The organism is Actinoplanes solisilvae (assembly GCF_003999975.1).
In the GTDB taxonomy this organism is placed as follows: Bacteria; Actinomycetota; Actinomycetes; order Mycobacteriales; family Micromonosporaceae; genus Actinoplanes; species Actinoplanes solisilvae.
On record NZ_RJAC01000032.1, the window covers coordinates 23,076 to 41,758 of the forward strand.

The 18,683-nt window shown below is 68.3% G+C and carries 14 protein-coding genes; 9 read left to right on the forward strand and 5 right to left on the reverse strand.

The window, feature by feature from the left end; translation table 11 throughout:
* Nucleotides 1-7 precede the first annotated feature (7 nt).
* Nucleotides 8-667: a hypothetical protein gene (locus EER30_RS41565; protein WP_127507496.1), complete on the forward strand. Its 660-nt coding sequence runs from the start codon at nucleotides 8-10 to the stop codon at nucleotides 665-667.
* Nucleotides 668-737: 70 nt separating this feature from the next.
* On the opposite strand, the gene EER30_RS41570 is transcribed toward EER30_RS41565, so the two are convergent.
* Complete coding sequence (locus EER30_RS41570; protein WP_127507498.1) at nucleotides 738-1,562, reverse strand: alpha/beta fold hydrolase; 825 nt, start codon at nucleotides 1,560-1,562, stop codon at nucleotides 738-740.
* Between the two features lie 108 nt (nucleotides 1,563-1,670).
* On the opposite strand from EER30_RS41570, the gene EER30_RS41575 reads away from it, so the two are divergent.
* Nucleotides 1,671-2,639: a sigma-70 family RNA polymerase sigma factor gene (locus EER30_RS41575; RefSeq protein WP_127507503.1), complete on the forward strand. Its 969-nt coding sequence runs from the start codon at nucleotides 1,671-1,673 to the stop codon at nucleotides 2,637-2,639.
* Here EER30_RS41575 and EER30_RS41580 read toward each other — a convergent pair.
* Nucleotides 2,544-2,930 carry an STAS domain-containing protein gene (locus EER30_RS41580; protein WP_127507505.1) on the reverse strand — a complete coding sequence of 129 codons (387 nt, stop codon included), beginning with the start codon at nucleotides 2,928-2,930 and terminating at the stop codon, nucleotides 2,544-2,546. The genes EER30_RS41575 and EER30_RS41580 overlap by 96 nt on opposite strands.
* A gap of 94 nt (nucleotides 2,931-3,024) precedes the next feature.
* Here EER30_RS41580 and EER30_RS41585 point away from each other — a divergent pair, with 94 nt between their 5' ends.
* The 4 genes from EER30_RS41585 (at nucleotide 3,025) to EER30_RS41600 (ending at nucleotide 8,715) form a co-directional block, all read left to right on the forward strand.
* Entirely contained in the window at nucleotides 3,025-4,266 is a 1,242-nt protein-coding gene (locus tag EER30_RS41585; protein ID WP_127507507.1) for an FAD-binding protein, read from the forward strand.
* Between the two features lie 136 nt (nucleotides 4,267-4,402).
* Nucleotides 4,403-5,371, forward strand: coding sequence for a hypothetical protein (locus EER30_RS41590; protein WP_127507509.1), 969 nt, complete (start codon nucleotides 4,403-4,405; stop codon nucleotides 5,369-5,371).
* Between the two features lie 163 nt (nucleotides 5,372-5,534).
* Nucleotides 5,535-7,598, forward strand: coding sequence for an ATP-dependent zinc metalloprotease FtsH (ftsH, locus tag EER30_RS41595; protein WP_205650646.1), 2,064 nt, complete (start codon nucleotides 5,535-5,537; stop codon nucleotides 7,596-7,598).
* Between the two features lie 292 nt (nucleotides 7,599-7,890).
* Nucleotides 7,891-8,715: a PHP domain-containing protein gene (locus tag EER30_RS41600; protein ID WP_205650647.1), complete on the forward strand. Its 825-nt coding sequence runs from the start codon at nucleotides 7,891-7,893 to the stop codon at nucleotides 8,713-8,715.
* A gap of 203 nt (nucleotides 8,716-8,918) precedes the next feature.
* Here EER30_RS41600 and EER30_RS41605 read toward each other — a convergent pair whose 3' ends face one another.
* Together EER30_RS41605 and EER30_RS41610 are read right to left on the reverse strand one after the other, a co-directional pair.
* Nucleotides 8,919-11,444, reverse strand: coding sequence for an NB-ARC domain-containing protein (locus EER30_RS41605; RefSeq protein ID WP_164842685.1), 2,526 nt, complete (start codon nucleotides 11,442-11,444; stop codon nucleotides 8,919-8,921).
* A 437-nt stretch (nucleotides 11,445-11,881) separates the two neighbouring features.
* A complete protein-coding gene (locus EER30_RS41610; RefSeq protein ID WP_127507514.1) occupies nucleotides 11,882-14,089 on the reverse strand; it encodes an MMPL family transporter in 2,208 nt (735 codons plus the stop codon).
* Between the two features lie 238 nt (nucleotides 14,090-14,327).
* Here EER30_RS41610 and EER30_RS41615 point away from each other — a divergent pair, with 238 nt between their 5' ends.
* From EER30_RS41615 to EER30_RS41625, 3 genes are all read left to right on the forward strand, one after another.
* The gene (locus EER30_RS41615; protein WP_127507516.1) at nucleotides 14,328-15,095 is read left to right on the forward strand and encodes a S1 family peptidase; all 768 of its coding nucleotides are present in this window, start codon (nucleotides 14,328-14,330) and stop codon (nucleotides 15,093-15,095) included.
* Between the two features lie 149 nt (nucleotides 15,096-15,244).
* Complete coding sequence (locus EER30_RS41620) at nucleotides 15,245-15,802, forward strand: TetR/AcrR family transcriptional regulator (protein ID WP_127507519.1); 558 nt, start codon at nucleotides 15,245-15,247, stop codon at nucleotides 15,800-15,802.
* A 16-nt stretch (nucleotides 15,803-15,818) separates the two neighbouring features.
* Complete coding sequence (locus EER30_RS41625) at nucleotides 15,819-17,999, forward strand: MMPL family transporter (protein ID WP_127507521.1); 2,181 nt, start codon at nucleotides 15,819-15,821, stop codon at nucleotides 17,997-17,999.
* Nucleotides 18,000-18,065: 66 nt separating this feature from the next.
* Here EER30_RS41625 and EER30_RS41630 read toward each other — a convergent pair whose 3' ends face one another.
* Nucleotides 18,066-18,632, reverse strand: a complete 567-nt coding sequence (locus EER30_RS41630; protein WP_127507522.1) for a Uma2 family endonuclease — start codon at nucleotides 18,630-18,632, stop codon at nucleotides 18,066-18,068.
* Between the last annotated feature and the right edge of the window lie 51 nt (nucleotides 18,633-18,683).

Consider the following 18,683-nt stretch of genomic DNA (forward strand, 5'->3'; position numbering starts at 1 on the left):
AACTCTGATGCGCTACGACTGGCGCGACACACTGCGGCTGGCGGCGGACCTGGCGCTGCTGGGGATCCTCGTGACCCTGGCGTCGGTGCCGATCGTGACGGCGGGGGCGGCGTTCTCCGCGGGCAGCGCGTCGTTGGAGCGACTGCTGACGATCGGGCGGTGGTCGACGGCCGCCGAGTGCTGGGCGTCCTTCCGTACGCGGCTGGTGCCGGGGGCGCTCGCCGGGCCGCTGGTGCTCGCGGCGGCGTGGCTGGTGGCGCTGGACGTGATCGCGCTGCGGCGCGGGGCGGTGCCGGGCGGGACGGTGATGATCGCGGCGGTGCTCCTCGCGGCGGCAGCGGCGGCGGGGTTCGCGGCATTGGTCGCCGGGCTGGCCGCGGGGCCCGGGGCCGTGCGGCGGGCGCGGGCGTTGGTGGCGCTGCGGCCGTCGGCGTTGGTCGCCACGACCGGGGTGGTGCTGATCGCGGCGGCGCTGGCGGCACTCGTGCATCCGGCGTTGTTGCCGGTGCTGGTGGGGTATGCGCTCTTCGCGGTGCATGTGGTGCTGCTCCGCAAATCGTCGCGGATGCCGTCGGCGCTCGAGTCCGCGAGTCGAGAGCCCGCGAGTCGAGAGCCTGCCAGCCCAGAGCCCGCCCTCCCAAGGGGGAACCCCCGTTCGTCAGTCTGACGCGATGACGGGATCTTGGGCGGGCGGGCTGTGGACAACCCCGAACTGTGGACGGCCTTGACCTCCGGACCTATTCGGTCGCGTCGATGAAGTCCACCGCCGCCGTCGCGAACAGCGGCGACATGAACAGGTTGTAGTGCGTCAAACCCGGCAGGATGGCGAGGGCGTGCCCGCCCTTGGGCCGGCCCTCGCCCATCCAGCCGCCGTCGCGCTGCCCCCCGTCGAGCAGCGCGAACACCTCCACGAAGTGGCTTGGCGGGCACATGTCGGCGTCCGCGGCCACGACCAGCGTCGGCACTTGCAGATCGCGGACCTCTTCGGTGTAGTCGAAGTCCTGCTGCATCGCCTGCCCGATCTTGTCGAGCAGCCGGGGGAAGTCCTCCGGGCGGGGTGCGACCCGCTGGTACAGCTCGTACATCGGGGTCTCTTTCATGAACTCGGCCGCCGCCGCGCCGACCTGGCCCTGCTGTTCGAGGATCTCGGGGTAGGTCGCGCTGCGCCGGATGCCCGCCGACGCGGCGACCAGGCGGCCGACCTTCTGCGGGTGGCGGATGGCGAGCAGCAGGGCGACGCCGCCGCCGAGCGAGTAGCCGACCACGTCGGGTTTCTCGAGGCCCAGATGGTCGATGAGGGCGGCCACGTCGTCGGCCATGAATTTGATGTCGAGCGGCCGGTCGATGTCGGCGGTGCGGCCGTGGCCCTGCAGGTCGACCAGGATGACCCGGTGGTTCGCGGCGAACCGCGGGATGATCGGCGCGAACATCTCGCCGGAGCCGAGCCCGCCGTGCAGCAGGATCAACGGCCGGCCGTCGCCGTGCGACTCGTAGTAGAGGTTGATCCCGTTCACCTCGGCGTACTCGCCGTTGCCCAGGTCGTCGGCGGTCCAGTTCGTCATTTCGGCTCCCGTTTCTCGTGTGTTGCCGGTAAGACCGGGGCACTCGCGGCGACTCATCGGTGCGCGGACGGTTTTTTTCTGTCGTACCCCTGTACTAGCTTCAGACAGGTGAGCGACGTGGCTACCCCGATCGAGACACAGCTCGAGACCTTCCGAGGCGAGCTGACTGGTTACTGCTACCGCATGCTCGGCTCCGCCTTCGAGGCGGAAGACGCGGTGCAGGAAACGCTCGTGCGCGCCTGGAAGTCGTACGACAACTTCGAGGGCCGCGCGGCGCTGCGGTCCTGGGTCTACCGCATCGCCACCAATGTGTGCCTGACGATGCTCGGCAGCGCCCAGCGGCGGGCCCGCCCGATGGATCTGGGTCCGGCCGGTTCCGGCCACGCGACCCATCCGGGTGAGCCGCGCCCCGAGGAGATCTGGGTCGGCCCGGTGCCTGACGCGCGGGTGCTCGACCCGGCCCAGGTGATCGCCGACCGTGAGTCGATCCGGCTGGCGTTCGTCGCCGCGCTGCAGCACCTGCCGGCCAAGCAGCGGGCGGTGCTGATCCTGCGTGAGGTGCTCGCCTGGTCGGCGCAAGAGGTGGCCGACCTGCTCGACACGTCGGTCCCGAGCGTCAACAGCGCCCTGCAGCGCGCTCGCGCCACGATCGCCGCGACGGACAGGTCGGCCGAGGTCCACGAGCCCGACGACGAGGATCAGCGCAAGCTTCTCGCCCGTTATGTCCAGGCCTTCGAGGCGTACGATCTCAGCGCCCTGACGGCCCTGCTCCACGAGGACGCGACTCTGTCGATGCCGCCGTTCGCGCTGTGGCTGCGTGGGCACGACGACATCACCGCCTGGATGGCCGGCACCGGGCGCCACTGCGAGGGCTCGCGTCTCGTCCCCGTCGTGGCGAACGGGCTGCCGGCTTTCGCCCAATACCGGCGCGATACCGAGGGCCCGGGGCACGTGCCGTGGGCGCTGATCGTCCTGGAGATCTCAGACGGCCGGATCGCCGGGATCAACAACTTCCTCGACACCGAGCGGCTCTTCCCGGTCTTCGGCCTGCCCGCCCGGCTCGACCCGCAGGACTGATCGCCGGGCGTGTTCCGCGGCGGCGAGGAAGCCGCCCAGCCCCATCAGCCCGAACAGGCTCACCAGTTCGGGCGGGGCGTCGTGCACGATGAACCGCCGGCCGTGGCGTCCGGCGGTCAGGCGCAGACGGGCCAGCGCCTCGACGGTGACGACGTCGGGGCGCGCTGCGGAGGCGTCACAGACGACGTCGCCCGGTCCGGGGCGGGCGCGCAGCTGGTCGGCGAGGCCTGCGCACAGACAGGGGATGTCCGCGCGGGTCAGCGCCGCGCCGACCGCGAGCCAAACCGTCATGCCACGTATGACTGGCCGGGGGCGCCGTACTCATCGGTCGGCCTGCGGCGAGCACGGCTGAACGGCGTACGGGGGGAAGCTCTAGGGTGGGACGATGAGCGAGCGATTGACCAACTGGGCCGGCAACATCGTCTTCAACGCGCGGGCGGTGCGGCGGCCGGTGACGGTGGGCGAGGTGCAGGAGATCGTCGCCGCCGGGGGGCCGATCCGGGCGCTGGGCAGCGGGCACTCCTTCAACCGCATGGCTGACACCGACGGCACGCTGGTCTCGCTCGCCGGGCTGCCACGGGTCACCGAGATCAGCGCCGACCGGTCCTCGGTGCGGGTCGACGGCGGCATCCGCTACGGCGAGCTCGCCGCCTATCTTTACGAGAACGGGCTGGCCCTGCACAACACCGCCTCTCTGCCGCACATCTCGGTGGCCGGCGCGGTCGCCACGGCCACCCACGGCTCCGGCGTGCGCAACCGCAACCTGGCCACCGCCGTCTCGTCGATCGAGTTCGTCGACGGTTCGGGCAATAACGTGACGCTCAGCCGCGGCGACGCCGACTTCCCGGGCGCCGTCGTCGGCCTCGGCGCGATCGGCATCGTCACCGCGCTCACCCTCGACGTCGTGCCGTCGTTCGAGCTGCGGCAATACGTGTACGACAACGTGCCCCGCGCCTCGGTCGAGCAGCATCTGCACGAGATGCTGGCCGACGGCTACAGCGTCAGCCTCTTCACCAACTGGACCGGGCTCGACGTCAGTCACGCCTGGCTCAAGCGGGTCGAGCCGATGAGCGGCGACTGGTTCGGCGCCCACCCGGCCGACGGCCCGCGCCACCCCGTGCCCGGCATGCCCGCCACCAACAGCACCGAGCAGGGCGGCGTCCCCGGTCCGTGGCAGCAGCGGCTGCCGCACTTCCGCATGGAGTTCACCCCGTCGAGCGGCGAGGAACTGCAGTCGGAATATCACGTGGCCCGCGAGGACGGCCTGGCCGCGATCGACGCCGTCGCCTCCATCCGCGAGCGGGTCGCCCCGGTGCTGCAGGTCTGCGAGATCCGCACGATCAAGGGCGACGAGCTGTGGCTGAGCCCGAACTACCGGCGCGACAGCATCGCGCTGCACTTCACCTGGATCGCCGACACCGACGCCGTGCTGCCCGTGGTGACCGAGCTCGAGCAGAGCCTGGCGCCGCTGTCCCCGCGAGCCCACCTCGGCAAGGTCTTCACCCAGTCACCCGAGACGATCCGCCAGGCCTACGACCACTTCGCCGACTTCCAAGACCTCGTACGCCGGTACGACCCGGCGGGCACGTTCCGCAACCCGTGGCTGGTCGACCTGCTGGGCTTCTGAGGGCCGGGCGTCACGGCCACATCGAGCGCTTGGTTCCCGTCTTAAGAAATGGTTAGAAGCTGATCCGTGGGTGGGAGCGCTCCCGTATGGGGGGCCGTAGCGACATTCGGTCCCCCTTCCCGGAAGGCTCAGCCCAATGTACAGAGCTCGGTTCCTCAAATCCCGCAAGAACGTGCGCCGCTGGCAGGTGGGCGTGGTCGCGGGAGTCGCGGTGGCCCTGGTCGGCGTCGGTCTGGGCGTAGCCTCGGCGGCCGAGACCGTGCCGACCGTGAACTGTCCACAGCTCAAGGCGCTTCCGGCGGTGCCCGCGCGGGCGCAAGCCGAGGTGAAACGCAACCTGGAACTGCTGAACACCCAGATCGCCGAGGCCGACAACCGCCTCCGCACGTCGGTCGGCCAGGGAGGTGCGAACTTCATCCGCAACGCGATCCTGGGCCCGCTGGCGGACAAGCGCTTCGCCACGATCAACCGCATCGAGACCGCGATCGGCCGCGATGCCCCGAAGCCGAACTTGAATGCTGAGGGTTTGTCGGGTTGTGCGCTGAATGAAGAAGGCGGCGCCTCGGCCCAACAGCCGACCGACGTGCCGGGCGCGGGCGCCGACAACTCCAACAGCGGCGCCGGCAACAGCGGGGACGACGGCGCCGGCAACAGCACTGGCGGCAACGGCAACGCCGGCGGCGGCAACGCCGGAAACAACGGCGGCGGCGCGAACAACGGCGGCGGCGCGAACAACGGCGGCGCGAACAACGGCGGCGCGAACAACGGCGGCGACGCCGGGGACGACAACGGCGCCGGCGGCGACGCGGCCCTGCCCGCCGTGAGTTGCCCGGATCTGACCGGTCTGCCCGCCGTGCCGGCCCAGGCGCAGGCCGAGGTGCAGCGCAACCTGGAACTCCTGAACACCCAGATCACCGAGGCGAATGCCCGAATCGCGTCCTCGCTGGGTCAGGGCGGCCCGAACTTCATCCAGAACGCCGTTCTCGGCCCGCTCGAGGACAAGCGCTTCGCCACGATCAACCGCATCGAGACCGCGATCGGCCGCAACGCCGCGAAGCCCGACCTCGACGCCGAGGGCCTCGCCCCCTGCGTGCTCGCCGGCTGACCGCTCCCGCACCAGGCGCGCGCCCGGACCCCACCCGGGCGCGCGTCACGGCGTACGGGCTGGTCTTGACGGGGTGGTTCACGTCGATCTTGGTGAGGATTGGCATGAGTAGCGCGCGTCACGGTCACGCATTCACCGGACACGGCGCGGGTAGCTTCGCGCCATGCCCGCCGATGCCCCGAATGCGAAGCAGCCGCAGCGCCCCCACCCGTGGAGGGTGGAGGGAGCGCCGCCGCCCGATAACAACAGCCCCGCCGGTGGCCCGAATCGGCCGCGTTCCACCTGGCTCCGCTTCGGCGGGTTCCTCGTCATCCTGCTCGCGTTCAACTGGATCATCTCGTCGTTCCTGCTGTCGCCGCCCCAGCGCGAGCCGGTGTCGTACACGTTCTTCGTCAGCCAGGTGCAGGCGGGCAACGTCGCCGAGATCACCTCGACCGGGGACACGATCGAGGGCCAGTTCAAGAAGGAGACGGCCTACACGCCGACCGGCGAGACGAAGTCCGAGCAGGTCGAGCGGTTCACCACGCAGCGGCCTTCGTTCGCCGAGGACAACCTGTTCGCGATGCTGCAGTCCGGCAACGTGCCGGTCAACGCCAACCCGCCGGACGCCCCGGCGCCGGTCTGGCAGCAGCTGCTGGTCGGGTTCGGTCCCACGATCCTGCTGGTCGGGCTCTTCTACTGGATCTATCGCCGAGCTGCCGCCGGTGGTGGCGGGGCCGGGGGCGCGCTGGGCGGTTTCGGCAAGTCCCGCGCGAAGCTCTACCAGCCCGAGGGCGGCCCGCGGACGACGTTCGCCGACGTCGCCGGCATCGAGTCGGTCGAGCAGGAGGTCACCGAGATCGTCGACTTCCTGCGCGAGCCGGAGAAGTACCGCAAGCTCGGCGCGCAGATCCCGCACGGTGTTCTGCTGTCCGGCCCGCCCGGGACGGGTAAGACGCTGCTGGCCCGCGCGGTCGCCGGCGAGGCACGGGTGCCGTTCTTCTCGATCTCGGCGTCGGAGTTCATCGAGGCGATCGTCGGCGTGGGCGCGAGCCGCGTACGGGATCTGTTCGATCAGGCCAAGAAGGTCGCTCCGTCGATCATCTTCATCGACGAGCTCGACGCGATCGGGCGTTCCCGGGGCGGCGCGCAGTCGTTCGGCGGCAACGACGAGCGGGATCAGACACTCAACCAGATCCTCACCGAGATGGACGGCTTCAACGGCAGTGAGGGCGTGGTCGTGCTGGCCGCGACCAACCGCGCCGAGATCCTCGACCAGGCGCTGCTGCGTCCCGGCCGCTTCGACCGCCGCGTCGTGGTGAGCCCGCCCGACCTGGCCGGCCGCCGCGCCATCCTGGCCGTGCACACCCGGGGTGTCCCGCTCGACTCGGGCGTCGACCTGGACGGCATCGCCGCCTCGACCCCGGGCATGGTCGGCGCCGACCTGAAGAACCTGGTCAACGAGGCCGCCCTGCTGGCCGCCCGGCGCGGGCACGACAAGGTCGAGAACAGCGATTTCACCGACTCGCTGGAGAAGGTCCTCCTGGGCACCGTACGGGGTCTCATGCTGACCCCCGGCGAGAAGGAGCGCACGGCCTTCCACGAGTCGGGTCACGCGCTGCTGGGCATGCTCACGCCCGGCGCCGACCCGGTCCGCAAGATCTCGATCATCCCGCGCGGTCAGGCCCTGGGCGTCACGTTCCAGAGCCCGTCGAGCGACCGCTACGGCTACTCGAAGGAATACCTGAAGGGCCGCATCATCGGCGCGCTGGGCGGCCGGGCCGCCGAGGAGGTCGTCTTCGGCGACATGACCACCGGCGCGGAGAGCGACCTCGACCAGGTCAGCAGCATCGCCCGCCAGATGGTCGGCCGCTGGGGCATGTCCGACGCGATCGGCCCGGTCACCGTGCTGCCGCCGCCCGGGCAGGAGTCGCCGTTCGGCAACGACGGCGTCGCCCCGGCGATGAAGGAGCTGATCGACTCCGAAGTCCACAAGATCGTCGAGGAGGCGTACGCGGAAGCCCTGTCGCTCCTGCGCTCGCACCGGCCGCAGCTCGACAACCTCGCCCACCGCCTGCTGCAGACCGAGACCCTGGACGAGGCCGACGCGTACGCCGCCGCGGGCATCGACCCGTCCGAGGCGCCCGGCGCCGTGGCCCGCGGCGAGGCACCCGGCACGTCGCCGGCGCCGGGGATCCCGCACTCGGTCGCTGCGGATTCGACAGTTCACGAACCCGCCACGCCCTGAGAACCGCTCGAACGCGGCCGTCACCCCTCGCCGGTGGCGGCCGCGCCGCATTCAGACAGGGAAGAAACTTGCCCGGGCCGCGATCCCGCTGATCGGCGACCGCCCCCTGCTGATGATCGTCGGCCGCCGCGCCGTCACCGCGTGGATGGCGATCGAGGCGTTCCAGCGCGCCACCGGCCCCAAACGCCTGCACTGGATCGAAGGCGCGAGCCACGTCGACCTACGACAAGCCCGAGTACGTGGGCCCGGCCGTCGACGAGCTGGCCACGTTCTTCACCGATACCGTGGTTTGATGCTCCCGGCTGACAGTCACGTGCACAGCGAATGGTCATGGGACGCCGCGGTGGGTGACATGGAGGCGACCTGTGCCCGCGCCGTCGAGATCGGGTTGCCCGCCCTGGCGTTCACCGAACACCTCGACCACACCGCCTGGACCGCCACCGACCCGCCGCCCGTGCTCGCCGCCTACGCCGGCGCGGACGGCGTGATCCACCCGCCGGCGTTCGATGCCGAGGGCTACCTGGCGGCGATCGAGCGGTGCCGTGACCGCTTCCCCGCCCTGCACGTCCTGAGCGGCCTTGAAGTCGGCGAACCCCACCGGCATCCCGCCCAAGTCGCCGCCGTGCTGGCCACCGGCCCGTTCGACCGAGTGCTCGGCTCCCTGCACTGCCTGCCCGTCGACGGCGGCGGCTTCTGCGAACCAGCGGGCCTGTTCGAACGCCACGAGGCCGACCGCGTCATCCGCGACTACCTGGCCGAGGTCCCCACGGTCGTGGCCTGCAGCGACGACTTCGAGGTCTTCGCCCACATCGACTATCCGATCCGCTACCTCCCCGACGACGCGGAACCCTTCGACCCCGACGACTACGAGGACGAGTTCCGGCTGGCCCTGCGAGCGATAGCCGAGGGCGGCCGCACCCTGGAGGTCAACACCTGCCTGCCGCTCCACCCGCGGATCGTCCGCTGGTGGCGCGAGGAAGGAGGCACCACAGTGTCCTTCGGCAGCGACGCCCACCTGCCGGCCGTCCTGGCGAACGGCTTCCAGGAGGCCACCCACATGGTCGAGTCCCACGGCTTCCGCCCGGGCCGGCTGCCGTACGACTTCTGGACGCTCTAAAACGACCGCCGCCTACTCCAACTGATCTGGGTCGCGCGATTGCTCGATGTGGACGTTCGGATCGGATGCTCCACAGCATCCGAGTACGACGGAACGAATGGGCCGGTGCACCGGTACCCGGTATCTCGACCCACCCACGAGTGAGGTTGGCGAATGGGTGCAGATACTGGCCTGGTCAGCGGTGATTGTCTCAGCCGCAGGGACTAATTCCTTAAGAGAATGATTTTCTCGGCTCGAAGTCCCTTATCGTATTGCCCCGGCACGAAACTTACCGATGAGCCCACCGCACATGATTGCCAGTCGGCGCGCTTTCGCAGATGTGACATGTGGAAGAAAAACTCTTCGCCCGTTCCGGTCTCTCGGATGAACCCGAAGCCGCGCTCGGCAACCAGGCGAACCACACGGCCATAGCTTCGTGCCTCAAAGTCAGCCAGGCTGTCGACCGTCGCTCCTGCGAGGGCAGCCATGACATCTACAGCGATGCGTCCGACATAGGCGTCGGACGTATTGCGTTGTGCGAGATGGGCTAGGACTCGCGCTTGGTCGAGGAGGGCGCGCGATCGATTATTCACAAGTCCAGACGTAATTTCAGTAAGGGCGCGCAGCAATTCCTGCAGGGCGGCGACGCAACTTGCCCAGTCGTCTTCGTCGGCTGCGCGTTGCGCCTGGCCCACGGATCCCTCAAGAGCCAGTCGTGCTGCCTCGTGTCGAAGATCGTGACTTAGCCCCTCATTCTCGTATAGCGCGAGACCAATGTCCTTTGCCTCATCGAGGTGGCCTAACTGGAGGTGAGTTCGGCCGATTTCAAGAGCAAGCCGCGGCTCATCGGGGCTCATCAAAGCGCCTGCTTGCAGCTGTCGGAGACCTTCCTCGGGGTCGCCTCCGTGTCCACAAAGGAACTTTGCGAAAAGGTAGCGCAGGGGGATGGCTGTGGGTCCTAGCTCGACCGCGCGCTCGTAAGCTTCGCGGGCGTTTATATAGTCAAAGCTGGCGGCATGCCAGTCACCTTCTACTCGGTGCACCTCATGATAGCCCGGCGCAAGTTCCTTGCTTCGTGTGATGAGTTCGTAGGCTTCAGGGAGGTGTTCTCTAACGATTAGGCTAATTGCATTGTGCAGCGTGCTCGCGACACTGAAATCGCTCACGCCGCGGGTGTCAAGCGTTGTAGAGCTGAACGGGTTGGCTTGATATTGCGACTGAAGGCGTCTGCCGGACGACGTTAACTGCTCGTGGCGTCGGATGAGCCAAGTCCGCTCGTCGCCGCTTACTGGATGTTGGCGATCGAGGTACTTGCGTCCGAAGTCCGTGAGATCATACTGCGTCTCCAGAGATCCGCCTCCGCCGCTGGTTTGCAGAGAAACGAAATAGGTATTAGCGAGTTGAAGTAAGGCCGGCTGAAGAAGCTCGGGTTGCATATCGTTCAGAAATGCCAACTCTGCTTGGCTGTGCAGGCCGGGAAGGGCTTGCATTGAACGAAGGACGGCATGACTGTCGTCGTGCAGATAGTCGTAGACGTTTGACATGCAGAAGTCAAGTAGCAGGTCACTGTTCGCCAAAACTTCCTCTGGTCTCGCGCCAGCTTCAACGGCAGAAACAAACCAACGAAGGTATAAAGGACGACCGCCCATTTTGTCGACAAGGCCTGCAATGACATCGTTTCCTAGGCGCTGCAGGGAGGCGACTTGACGCATCCTGGTCAAGGCGCGGAACAGGGACAATCCTTCCGTCCGTTCCAGCGGACCCAACCGAACGGGGTGCTCATACGCCCCCACGCCGATACGAGAGGTGATTAGTACTTTGCTCCCGCTGGGCAGGTTCGCGAGGAAATCGCGGAGACGTTGATCGAGAACCGTCTCAAGATTGTCGAGGATAAGAAGGATCTTGAAATGTTCCAAGTAGCCCAGGACCTCATTGATCGGGTCGGCCAAGGCACTCTCGCCGCCGACCTCATGAGCCACTGCCGCCAGAAGGCCCAGAGAATCACTGATTGCCCCCTCGATACGGGTCACCTCAGATGCTGTCAAGAGCGAGGTCTTTGCCGTCACCCACACTACGGCATCAAATGGGCAGGGATCTGCATCAATAACTTCGTATGCAACCTTCAGTGCCAAGCTGGTCTTGCCGATTCCACCGTCTCCGACAACAGAAACGACCGGATAAGGTCCTTTTACGAGAAGGCGTCGTAAGTTTGCCACGATTTCCTTACGACCAACAAATCCTGTCTCGTCGTACTCGGGCGTAGGAAGGTTATGCCTACCCGGCTCTTCGGCGAGACTCGGAAACTGCACGTCTAGGCCAAGAACATACCCAGGGTCGTTGGATAGTCTTTCACTGACTTCCCTCAGGTTCAGCCACGGAAAATCCCTCGATCCCGCAAGCTCCTTTGCCAAGTCGAAGGTGAGCGAAAAGTCCTCGTAGTCAAGAGGTCGGCTGTGTGCCACTCGATTACGGACAGGCACCAGCGCGCTCAGCTTTGATGTAACATGCTTTACATGATCGGCCAGAGGGGTGGGAAGCTCAGAATCGTGTCGAGTCAATAGCTGCCACGACTCTGCGAAGTCCAGGTACGGAAGAAGGTCCGCCAGCTTAGGCCCTCCCTGCAATGCTCCGACTTGCCTGAGAAGTCGGTCTGATGCCACCTGGTAGGCACCATCAAGCGCGAACTCCGGATCCATGTCGGGTAGGTAAGTTATAGCGACCGCCCGTAGATCTTCTTCGATGGCGCTCAAGATCGCGTACATTGTTAAGCGAGAGGCGCTGATAGCCATACCTACCCCCACTGGTGGTTTAGTCGCCGCACAGCAGATGCCGGGTGTCTCAAACTGATGGAGCCCGGTGGGGCGACGATGCCAGCATCGCAAATCAGAGACTATCCGCCTGTACGCGATAGATGGCCTCCGATTAACATGCGCCGAGGAGCAGCCCAACGGCTGATGGGTGATCCGATGATCGAACGACCCGCGCTCGGCTATTCGTAGATGAGGGTCACCTTCGTGACATGAACGGCGGCCCGCATGCAGTCGACTAAAACGCTCCAGCGTGGGATCTTCTGCGATGGAGTTTGTCCGCAAATACAGTTGTCGGCGGCTTGTGCGTTGAACCTCGCTGAGCCGATGTGGCCACGCGACGCTGCGTGACCACGTCAGGCTTCCGTTGTTGAGTGGGTTCAGTGACGTCCGACTAGTTCGGGCTCCGGGGCTGGCGGGGCGACGACCGGGGCCGCGTGCCGGCCTCGGGGCCGCATGAACCGTGGGGCCCACCAGTTCGCCTTGCCCAGCAGCGTCATCGCCGACGGCAGCACGACTGCTCGGATGATCGTCGCGTCCAGCAGGATCGCGGCGGCCAGGCCGATGCCGAGCTGTTTCATGTCGATCGTGGACAGGGTGGCGAAGATCGAGAAGACGGCGACCATCACCAGGGCCGCGCTGCTCACCGTGCCGGCCGAGCCGGTGATGCCCTCGGCGACGGCCTCGCGGGTCGGGACGCCGCGTTGGACCGCCTCGCGGATTCTGGAGACCACGAAGACGTGGTAGTCCATCGACAGGCCGAACAGCACGACGAACAGGAACAGCGGCAGCCAGCTCACGATCGCGTCCATCGAGGTGAAGCCGAGCAGGCCCTCGGCCCAGTTGCCCTGGAAGACCAGCACCAGCAGGCCGTACGCGGCGCTGACGGACAGCAGGTTCAGTCCGATCGCGGTCAGCGCGACGATGACCGAGCGGAACGTCCACGCCATCACGAGGAACGTCAGGATCAGCACGAAGCCGGCCACGATCGGCAGCTTCTTCCAGATGTGTTCGGCATAGTCCTCGCTGTCGGCGACCCCACCACCGACCGCGTACGACGCCCCGCCGATCCCGCCCAGCGCGGCCGGCACGAGCTCGGAGCGCAGTTCGTGCAGCGAGTCGGCCGCCTCGTCACTGCGCGACGTGAACGGGGTCGCGATGTGCAGCACGGTCACGGTCTGGTCGGGCGAGACCTCGATGTCGGGGCCGGACTCCTCCAGCGGGGCGAACAGCCGGTTGCCCTGCGTCTTCTGCGCGAGGTTCTCAAGAGCGCCGCGTACGGAAGCGGCTGACGAGGCGGGCGCCTGAACGACGACCTCGTGCGTGGTGCCGTTGCTCGGATATGAGGCGGCCAAACGGTCGTACGCCTGCATCGCGGGTGTGGTGCGGGGAAGGTCTTCGGTGCCGGGGAACTTGAGCTTCATGCCGAGCGCGGGAGCGGCCAGCGCGAGCAGGGCGAGCACGCTCACCAGCAGCGTGACGGCCGGCCAGCGCAGCGCCGGGTGCAGTACGCGCCGCCAGAAACCACCGGTCGAGGTGCGGGCGGTGAGGCGCCACAGGAACGGCACCCGCGGGCGGTCGACCCAGCGGCCCAGCTTGGCCAGCAGCGCGGGCAGCACGGTCAGCGAGCCGAGCACGGCCACCGTGACCACCAGGATCGAGCCCACCGCGAGGGACGAGAACGTGGTGTCGCCGGCCAGGAAGAGCCCGGCCATCGCGATGACGACCGCCGTGCCGCTGACCACGACCGCGTGCCCGGACGTCTCGGCGGCGATCTCGACCGCGTCGACGTGGCCGCGTCCCTTCTTGCGTTCCTCGCGCTCTCTTCGTACGTAGAACAGGGAGTAGTCGACGCCGACCGCCATGCCGATCAGCAGGATCACGCTCGAGGTCACGTCGGTCGAGGGCACCAGGTGCGAGGCCAGGGTGGAGAGCCCCATCGCGGCGATCACCGACGACAGTGCCAGCAGCAACGGCACGCCCGCGGCGATCAGCGCGCCGAACACGACGATGAGGATCGCCAGCGTGACCGGCAGGCTGAGCAGCTCGGCCCGCTTGAAGTCGCCGCCCAGGGTGTCGTCGAGCGCCTTGCCGATGGACGGCCCGCCGACCTGTTCGACGCGCAGGTCGGGATGGGCCTGCTGCACCTCGGCGGTGGCCGCCCGCAGCGGTTCGACCCGATCCGAGGCAGTCTCCGGGTCGCCGGCCATCGTGATCGGCACGAGCAGCGCGGAGCCGTCACGGGCCGGGATCGGCTTACCGACCTCGGCGACGCCGGTGACCGTACGGAGTTTGGCGGCCGCGTCATCGGCGGCCTTCCCGGCGGCCGCGGAGTCGAGCCGGCCCGACCGGGCGGTGATCAGCACGTTGTCGACGGCGGGCTCGTCGGCGAACCCACCCTCCTCGATCATCACGTACGCGCGGCCGGCCTCGCCGATCGCGTCGTCCTGCGCGGTCGCCTCGTTGAGGCCGGCCGCGTTTCCGCCCACGAAGCACACCGCCACGAAGACCACCCAGAGCGCGATCGCGCGCCACGGATGTTCGGCGCTCCACCGCGCCATGCGCACCGTCACCGGTCGCCTGCCCATCGCTTGCTCCCCCCAGAGAGTTCTGTGTCCAAGCTGAAATTAGGCAGCGTGGGAGCTGGGAGCATCCGGGCCGAACCCCGGTCGGACCCGGAGGCCCCGAGGTCCGGTGAACGTCGGATCGGCGACAGCGGACACCCGGAAATGCCACGCCGGACCGCAAAAGCCACCGCGACACTCAGGGAAGCCCCGGGGATTCCCCCGATTCGCGGCTGTTGATCGACATGGCTACCTTGTCCGGATGAGACAGCGAAGAGCGTCGATTACCGCCGGTGTCGGCATCGTCGCGGTCGCGCTGCTGGGGCTCGCGAGCCCGGCGAACGCGATCGCGAACGGAGACCCGGTCAAGCCGGGTCGTTATGCCTTCTCGGTCAAGCTGACCATGACCGGCATCCCGACCGCGGACGGCGGCAAACGCAACAGCGCCTGTTCCGGCGCGCTGGTGTCCTCGCAGTGGATCATCACGGCGGGGCACTGCTTCCGGGACGCGAACGGCGTACGGGTGGAGCGCCCGGTCGCCGACTCGACGGTCGCGACCATCGGGCGTACGGATCTCACCGACACCACGAAGGGGCACGACCTCGAGATCGTCGAGGTGCGTCAGTCGCCGACCGCGGACGTGTCGCTGGCCAAGCTCGCCGAGCCGGTACGCGACATCCGCCCGATCAAGGTCAGCGGCACGGCACCCGAGGTGGGCACCGTGCTGCGGCTCACCGGCTACGGCTCCACGACCAGCTCGAACCCGGCGCCGGTCACGTGGCTGCGCACCGGGCAGCTCGAGGTGGTCGGCTTGACCGCCACGGTCACGCAGGTCAAGGGGCACGCCCCGCAGGCCGACACCACCCCGTGCCCGTACGACTCGGGTGGTCCGTTCTTCGTCGAGCGCGGCCGCAAGGGCCCGGCCCTGGTCGCCGTGGTGAGCAACGGACCGTCCTGCCCGCACAGCTCGATCGAGAGCGCGGCGCGCGTGGACAACATCGCGGACTGGGTCGCCGAAGTGACTCACTGATCACATCGAGGTTCGACGGCCGGTTACGGGGAAAACCCGTAACCGGCCGTTTTCCATGCGCGAGGGTGGAAAGGTGCCCCGGCCAACTGTGAGGACCGCCACGGTCGGTAACCGACCGGGTTGGTCCCTATCCGACTAAGGTGGTCCGCATGCCGCGGCCGACCAAGCAACAGATCGACGACGAGATCCTCGAAACCGCCGCGACGCTCTTCGCCCGGCACGGCTTCAAGGAGACCTCGATCCAGCGCATCGCCGACGCGGTGGGCTATTCGAAGACGGGCCTGCTGCACCGCTACCCGACCAAGGAGTCGCTGGAGCAGGCGGTCGTCGAGCGGGGCCTGCGCGGCATCCGCGAGGTCGCCGACGAGGTCGCCGCCCTGCCGCACGGCCCCGCCCGCGACCGCGCCGCGATCACCAGCATCGCCCGGCTCGCGATCGACTGCCCCGGCATCGTGTCCCTGCTGCTCGCCGGTCTGGCCGGCAGTGACATGGCCGCCGCGCTCGAGAGCATCGGTGCGGTCGTGTTCGAGATCTTCGGCGCCGACCCCGAGACCGACCCGATCCGCGCGGTCCGCGTCATCGGCGCGCTGGGCGCCCTCGCGGTCGCGGGCGTCGCCCTGCGCGAGAAGCCACTCGCCATCTCCGTCGGCGACCTCATCGACGTCAGCTACGACGCGCTCGGCCACGAGCGCCCTACCCCTCAATGAGCAAGGGATCTCCCTCATGGCAACGTTGCTTCACCGCCTAGGACTGGGCGCCGTCCGGCACAAGGCACTGGTCATGGTCGCCTGGCTGGTGGCGGTGATCGCGCTCGGCGCCGGTGCCGCGACGCTGTCCGGCACGCTCGTCAACTCCTTCTCGATCCCGGGGCAGGAGTCGACCAAGGCGCTCGAGCTCATCCGCGAACGGTTCGGCGCGGCTTCGGCGGGCGCGACCGGCCAGGTCGTGTTCGAGGCCCCGGCCGGCAGCAAGATCACCGACCCGGCGTACGCCGCTCAGGTCGCGACCGTCGTCGGCCAGCTCCAGAAGCTGCCCGGCGTCGTCGCGGCCAGCAACCCGCTGAACCCTCAGGCGCCGACGGTGTCGCAGGACCAGACCGCCGCGTACAGCACGGTCACCTACGGCGTGGAGGCGCCGGAGATCACGCCCGAGGAACGCGAGGCCCTGACCGCCGTGGTCGACTCCTCCCGTACGGGCGGGTTGATCATCGAGGCGAGGGGCGAGGCCACGCAGGAGTCCGGGGCTGACATCGGCGGCACCGGCGAGATCCTCGGCGTCGTCGTGGCCCTGGTCGTGCTGGCCATCACCTACGGCTCGCTCGTGCTGGCCGGCATGAACCTGCTCACCGCCCTGGCCGGCGTCGCGATCGGCGCGCTCGGCATCACCACGCTGAGCGGCTTCACCGAGCTCCAGTCGACCACCCCGATCCTCGCGATCATGCTCGGCCTCGCCGTGGGCATCGACTACGCGCTGTTCATCGTCACCCGCTTCCGTCAGGAGCTGAGGCGCGGCCTACCGGTGCCCGAGGCGGTCGCCCTGGCGGTCGGCACGGCCGGCTCCGCCGTGGTCACCGCCGGTCTCACCGTCGTGATCGCGCTCGCCGGCCTCTCCGTCGCCGGCATCCCGTTCCTGACCGAGATGGGCCTCGCGGCCGCCGGCACCATCGTCATCGCCGTGCTCGTCGCGATCACCCTGGTGCCCGCGTTCCTGGGCGCGATCGGCCTGCGGGCGCTGCCCAAGAAGGCCCGCGGCAACCCGGCGGCGACGCCGGCCCGTGACCGCGGGTTCTTCAGCGGCTGGGCGCGCATGGTGACGCACCAGCGGCTGCTCAGCCTGATCGTCGCCGTCGCGGCGCTCGCCGTCATCGCGATCCCGTTCTTCTCGATGCAGACGACCCTCATCCAGAAGCCGGCCGAGGGCAGCAGCGCGGCCAAGGCCGACGAGATCATCGCCCAGCGCTTCGGGCCGGGCTTCGCGGGCCCGCTGCTCGTGCTGGTCGACGGCTCCGGGGCTCCGGCGTACGCGGCGACCGTACGGGAAAAGGTTGCCGCTCTTCCCGACGTGGCGTTCGTGGCGCCGCCGCAGCCGAACCAGGCCGGGAACGCGGCCCTGATCACGATCATCCCGAAGTCGGGACCCGAGGACACGGCCACGCTCGACCTCGTCCACGCGATCCGGGACGACGTCGCCGACGGGCCGTCCGCGCAGGTCTTCGTCACCGGGCAGACCGCCGTCAGCATCGACGTGTCGCAGAAGCTCGACGAGGCGCTGCCGATCTATCTGGTGCTGGTCGTCGGGCTCGCGTTCGTGCTGCTGGTGCTGGTGTTCCGCTCGCTGCTGGTGCCGGTGGTCGGCGTGGTCGGCTTCCTGCTGACGATCGGGGCGGCGCTGGGGGCCACGACCGCGGTCTTCCAGTGGGGATGGCTGTCCGGGCTGGTCAACGCCCAGACGACCGGCCCGCTGCTCTCGCTCGCGCCGATCATCATCGTCGGCATCCTGTTCGGCCTGGCGATGGACTACCAGGTGTTCCTGGTGTCACGGATGCACGAGGCGCACGCTCACGGGGCCTCGCCGCGCGATGCCGTGGTGACCGGCTTCAAGCAGGCCGCCCCGGTCGTGGTGGCCGCGGCGACGATCATGTTCTCGGTCTTCGCGGGCTTCGTCCCCGAGGGCAACGACACGATCAAGCCGATCGCCTTCGCCCTGGCCCTGGGTATCCTCTTCGACGCCATCGTGGTCCGCATGATCATCGTGCCGGCGGCGATCGCCCTGCTGGGCCGCTCGGCGTGGTGGCTGCCGAAGTGGCTGGCCTGGCTGCCGGCGGTTGACGTGGAGGGGGCGGCGCTGGAGCGCGAGGCGCCGGAACGCGCGCACGACGTCGAGGAGCACGCGCACGCTGCTTAAGACGAGGCGGCCTCGGCTCTCATTGTTGAGAGCCGAGGCCTTTTCGTACAGGGCGCCCAGGCGGCCTCAGAGTTGTCCGAGGTCGATCTCGACGAGGAAGGGCGCGGTCAGCTTCATGACGCCGGTGAAGATTTCGCCGTCGCGATAGCGGCGGGTCGCCGGGTCCAGAACGTAGGTATAGACGAGCGGCGCACCGGTTGCCGCCTGCTCGACACGCCAATAGAACTGAATGCCGGCCTTCGCGTACTGATCAGCCTTGACGATCCGGTCGGTCGTCTCCGATCCGGGCGAGACCACCTCGACGACCAGAAGCACATGCTCGGGTCGTGTCGGGGTGACGTCGATGGTGTCCGCCCGATACACCGTCACATCAGGTCGGCGGTTGTTCAACGGCACATCTTGAAGCCGCACATCGAAGTCGGTGTCCGCGTTCCAGCCCGGGCCCGCGGCGGCATCCAAGGCGTTCGCCAGAAGCCGGGCCAGGCGGTTGTGCCGCTTGGACGCGCTCGGACTCACGAGAACCATCCCATCCACGATCTCGACGCCCGCGCACTGCTCTTCGGTCCAGGTCGCGTACTGCTCGGCCGTGACCTGCTCATGCATCCAGGCCGGCGCGACCATCTCGACGGTCATACCCACCTCCTGAACATCGGATCGGCAGCGAGTCCCAACATACCGTGGCTG

What these genes read in the sequence shown, in the direction of transcription:
- EER30_RS41565 (WP_127507496.1), top strand. Translation starts at nt 8, where the DNA reads ATGCGCTACGACTGGCGCGACACACTGCGGCTGGCGGCGGACCTGGCG.
- EER30_RS41570 (WP_127507498.1), bottom strand. Translation starts at nt 1,562, where the DNA reads ATGACGAACTGGACCGCCGACGACCTGGGCAACGGCGAGTACGCCGAG.
- EER30_RS41580 (WP_127507505.1), bottom strand. Translation starts at nt 2,930, where the DNA reads ATGACGGTTTGGCTCGCGGTCGGCGCGGCGCTGACCCGCGCGGACATC.
- EER30_RS41585 (WP_127507507.1), top strand. Translation starts at nt 3,025, where the DNA reads ATGAGCGAGCGATTGACCAACTGGGCCGGCAACATCGTCTTCAACGCG.
- EER30_RS41590 (WP_127507509.1), top strand. Translation starts at nt 4,403, where the DNA reads ATGTACAGAGCTCGGTTCCTCAAATCCCGCAAGAACGTGCGCCGCTGG.
- ftsH (WP_205650646.1), top strand. Translation starts at nt 5,535, where the DNA reads ATGCCCGCCGATGCCCCGAATGCGAAGCAGCCGCAGCGCCCCCACCCG.
- EER30_RS41600 (WP_205650647.1), top strand. Translation starts at nt 7,891, where the DNA reads ATGCTCCCGGCTGACAGTCACGTGCACAGCGAATGGTCATGGGACGCC.
- EER30_RS41610 (WP_127507514.1), bottom strand. Translation starts at nt 14,089, where the DNA reads ATGGGCAGGCGACCGGTGACGGTGCGCATGGCGCGGTGGAGCGCCGAA.
- EER30_RS41615 (WP_127507516.1), top strand. Translation starts at nt 14,328, where the DNA reads ATGAGACAGCGAAGAGCGTCGATTACCGCCGGTGTCGGCATCGTCGCG.
- EER30_RS41620 (WP_127507519.1), top strand. Translation starts at nt 15,245, where the DNA reads ATGCCGCGGCCGACCAAGCAACAGATCGACGACGAGATCCTCGAAACC.
- EER30_RS41625 (WP_127507521.1), top strand. Translation starts at nt 15,819, where the DNA reads ATGGCAACGTTGCTTCACCGCCTAGGACTGGGCGCCGTCCGGCACAAG.
- EER30_RS41630 (WP_127507522.1), bottom strand. Translation starts at nt 18,632, where the DNA reads ATGACCGTCGAGATGGTCGCGCCGGCCTGGATGCATGAGCAGGTCACG.